The sequence below is a fragment of the Streptomyces ossamyceticus genome (assembly GCF_001418475.1).
Classification (GTDB): Bacteria; Actinomycetota; Actinomycetes; order Streptomycetales; family Streptomycetaceae; genus Streptomyces; species Streptomyces ossamyceticus.
Genome location: NZ_LIQX01000870.1, coordinates 1 through 3,016 on the forward strand (window position 1 = coordinate 1; position 3,016 = coordinate 3,016).

The 3,016-nt window shown below is 73.6% G+C and carries 3 protein-coding genes; 2 read left to right on the plus strand and 1 reads right to left on the minus strand.

The window, feature by feature from the left end:
* Positions 1-206: 206 nt before the first annotated feature.
* Entirely contained in the window at positions 207-1,613 is a 1,407-nt protein-coding gene (locus AOK15_RS39935) for an FAD-binding oxidoreductase (RefSeq protein WP_055524006.1), read from the plus strand.
* Between the two features lie 10 nt (positions 1,614-1,623).
* On the opposite strand, the gene AOK15_RS39940 is transcribed toward AOK15_RS39935, so the two are convergent.
* Positions 1,624-2,037 (minus strand): SsgA family sporulation/cell division regulator, encoded by a 414-nt coding sequence (locus tag AOK15_RS39940; protein WP_055524004.1) that lies wholly within the window; start codon positions 2,035-2,037, stop codon positions 1,624-1,626.
* Positions 2,038-2,315: 278 nt separating this feature from the next.
* On the opposite strand from AOK15_RS39940, the gene AOK15_RS39945 reads away from it, so the two are divergent.
* Positions 2,316-3,016, plus strand: a 701-nt coding sequence (locus tag AOK15_RS39945) for a DUF2510 domain-containing protein (RefSeq protein ID WP_157870522.1), incomplete at its 3' end; no start/stop codon positions are given.

The window sequence follows — 3,016 nt, forward strand, 5'->3', positions numbered from 1 at the left end:
CTGCGGCCCGGGCCGCAGTGTCGTTTCGCCACCGCCAGGCACCGCCCTCCGGGCCGTTCCCCCGGCCCCCGTCCGCCCCCGGCGCCGCCGACTCCTCGTTCCTCACACCGCTCATGTCGATCACTGTGCGTCCCCGCGACGATCACATCCCGTACCCGGCGGCTCGCGGCGACGGCCTTCACACCGATGGCCGTGAGTGCGAACCTGTGATCATGAGCCGTATCGAAGCCCCGCGCGACGAAGCGACCGGCAACCTCGTCGACCGACTGCTCAGCGGCCTGCCGCCGGAGGCCGTGCTCACCGACCCGGACGTCACGGCCTCGTACGCGAACGACATGGCGAGCTTCTGCGAGGCCGGCGCCCCGGCGGTCGTGGTGCTGCCGCGGACGGTCGAACAGGTGCAGCACGTGATGCGCACCGCCACCGAGCTGCGTGTCCCGGTGGTCCCGCAGGGCGCCCGTACGGGACTGTCGGGCGGGGCCAACGCCTCCGACGGCTGCGTCGTGCTGTCCCTCACCAAGATGGACCGGATCCTGGAGGTCAACCCCGTGGACCGGATCGCGGTCGTCGAGCCGGGCGTCGTCAACGCCGCCCTCTCCCGCGCCGTCGGCGAACACGGACTCGCCTACCCGCCGGACCCCTCCAGCTGGGAGATGTGCACCATCGGCGGCAACATCGGCACGGCCTCCGGCGGCCTGTGCTGCGTGAAGTACGGGGTGACCGCCGAGTACGTCCTCGGCCTGGACGTCGTGCTGGCCGACGGGCGGCTGATGTCGACGGGCAGGCGCACCGCCAAGGGCGTCGCCGGATACGACCTCACCCGGCTGTTCGTCGGCTCGGAGGGCTCGCTCGGCATCGTCGTCCGCGCGGTCCTCGCCCTCAAGCCGCAGCCGCCCCGACAGCTGGTGCTGGCGGCGGAGTTCGCGTCGGCGGCCGCCGCGTGCGACGCGGTGTGCCGGATCATGGCCGGCGGGCACGTCCCCTCGCTCCTCGAACTGATGGACCGTACGACGGTGAAGGCCGTCAACGACCTCGGCAACATGGGCCTGCCGGAGACCACCGAGGCGCTGCTGCTCGCCGCGTTCGACACCCCCGACCCCACGGCCGACCTCGCGGCGGTGGCGGAGCTGTGCGAGGCCGCGGGCGCCACCCAGGTCGTCCCCGCGGACGACGCGGCCGAGTCCGAACTGCTGCTCCAGGCCCGGCGGATGTCGCTGACCGCGCTGGAGGCGGTCAAGGGGACGACGATGATCGACGACGTGTGCGTGCCGCGCTCCCGGCTCGGCGACATGCTCGACGGCGTGGAGCGCATCGCCGAGAAGTACGACCTGACCATCGGGGTCTGCGCGCACGCCGGCGACGGCAACACGCACCCCACCGTCTGCTTCGACGCGACAGACCCCGACGAGTCCCGGCGCGCCCGCGAGTCCTTCGACGAGATCATGGCCCTCGGCCTGGAACTCGGCGGCACCATCACCGGCGAGCACGGCGTGGGCATCCTGAAGAAGGAGTGGCTGGCGCGGGAGATCGGCCCGGTGGGCATGGAGATGCAGCGGGCGGTGAAGGCCGTCTTCGACCCGCTGGGCATCCTCAATCCGGGCAAGCTGTTCTGAGGGAGCCGCCTCACCGGGCGAGCAGTTCGGCCAGCCCGTCGTCGATCCGCAGCATCTCGAACTCCGAGCCCGGCGGCACGATCCGCAGCGTGCGCTCCAGCCAGGCCGACACGGCGGCGGCCGGCGCCTCCAGGAGCGCGTCCCCGTCCGGCGAGCTGAGAGCCATCAACACCACACCGCGGCCCGACACCTTCGTCGGCCACACTCTGACGTCGCCGCCTCCGCACGGCCGGAACACCCCCTCCACCAGCAACTCCCGCGCGAACGTCCAGTGCACGGGCCGGTCGGAGTTGATGTGGAAGGTGATGTGGACGGCGTACGGGTCGTCGCTGCGGTAGCCCAGCTTGGCCGGTACGGGGACGCTCTGCTCGGGCGACAGGACGAGCCGCAGCTCCAGCTCGCGTTCCACGACGGTGTGCCTCATGGTGGTCATTCCTCTCCGGTACGGGACCCGGATGCGGGCCCGTACGAGTGAGAGGGGAGCGGGGCCTCCTTCATTACGCGGGTCCGCGGAACTTTTTCCGACGAGCCCGCCGACGGTCGTGCGGACGGGCGTGCGGACGCCCCGCGCGCGGGTCCGGCCGGTAGCAGATCCCGTGCTCGAAAGGGGCGGGTCCGGCGGCAGCGGTCATGGGACTTGCGCCCGTCTGGTAGATGTGGATGCCCCCTCTTCCACCCCCGAGCAGATACGGGACGACGGACATGAGCGCCCCAACCCCGGCCCCCGGCGACGACAGGCCCCGCGAAGGGTATTACCCGGACCCCTCCATTCCTGGATATGTCCGGTACTGGAACGGTGCCGCCTGGGTGCCGGGTACGAGCCGTCCGGCGCCCACCGACGGCGAACCGCTCGCCCCGCCCCCCGGCTCCCCGGCCGTGGAGGAGACGGGCCCGCACTTCTTCGACGAGGACCCCGAGCCGGGCGCGCCCGCCGGCCGGCCGTCCGCCGCCACCCTGCACGGCAACCGCCCCGAACCCGCCTCCGCGTGGGGCGCCGACCGCTCCCGGCAGACCGGGTTCGGCGGCGACAAGGACCGCCGGGTCTCCTGGGGTTCACCCCGGCCGACCGGCCAGGGCCCCGACCCGCGGGTCCCGCTCGCGGCGGACGCCGCCGACCCGGCCCCCGAGTCGGGCCGCACGGCGAGCACGGACGGCACGGCGACGATCCCACCGGCGGACGACGACACCGGCGCACCCGAGGGCACGGTGGTCTTCCGCCGCCCCACCACGGGTGCGGGCGGGGGCCCGGAGGCGTCGCGGGCCGACGGCACCATGGCGTTCCGTACCAACTCCCCGGCCGCGGGCCCCCAGGGCGTGGGTCCGCAGGGCGCGGGCCCGGCCCCGGGTGTGTTCGGCGCGCCGCTGACCAGCGCGCAGGCCGCCGCCCAGCAGGCGTTGGGGCT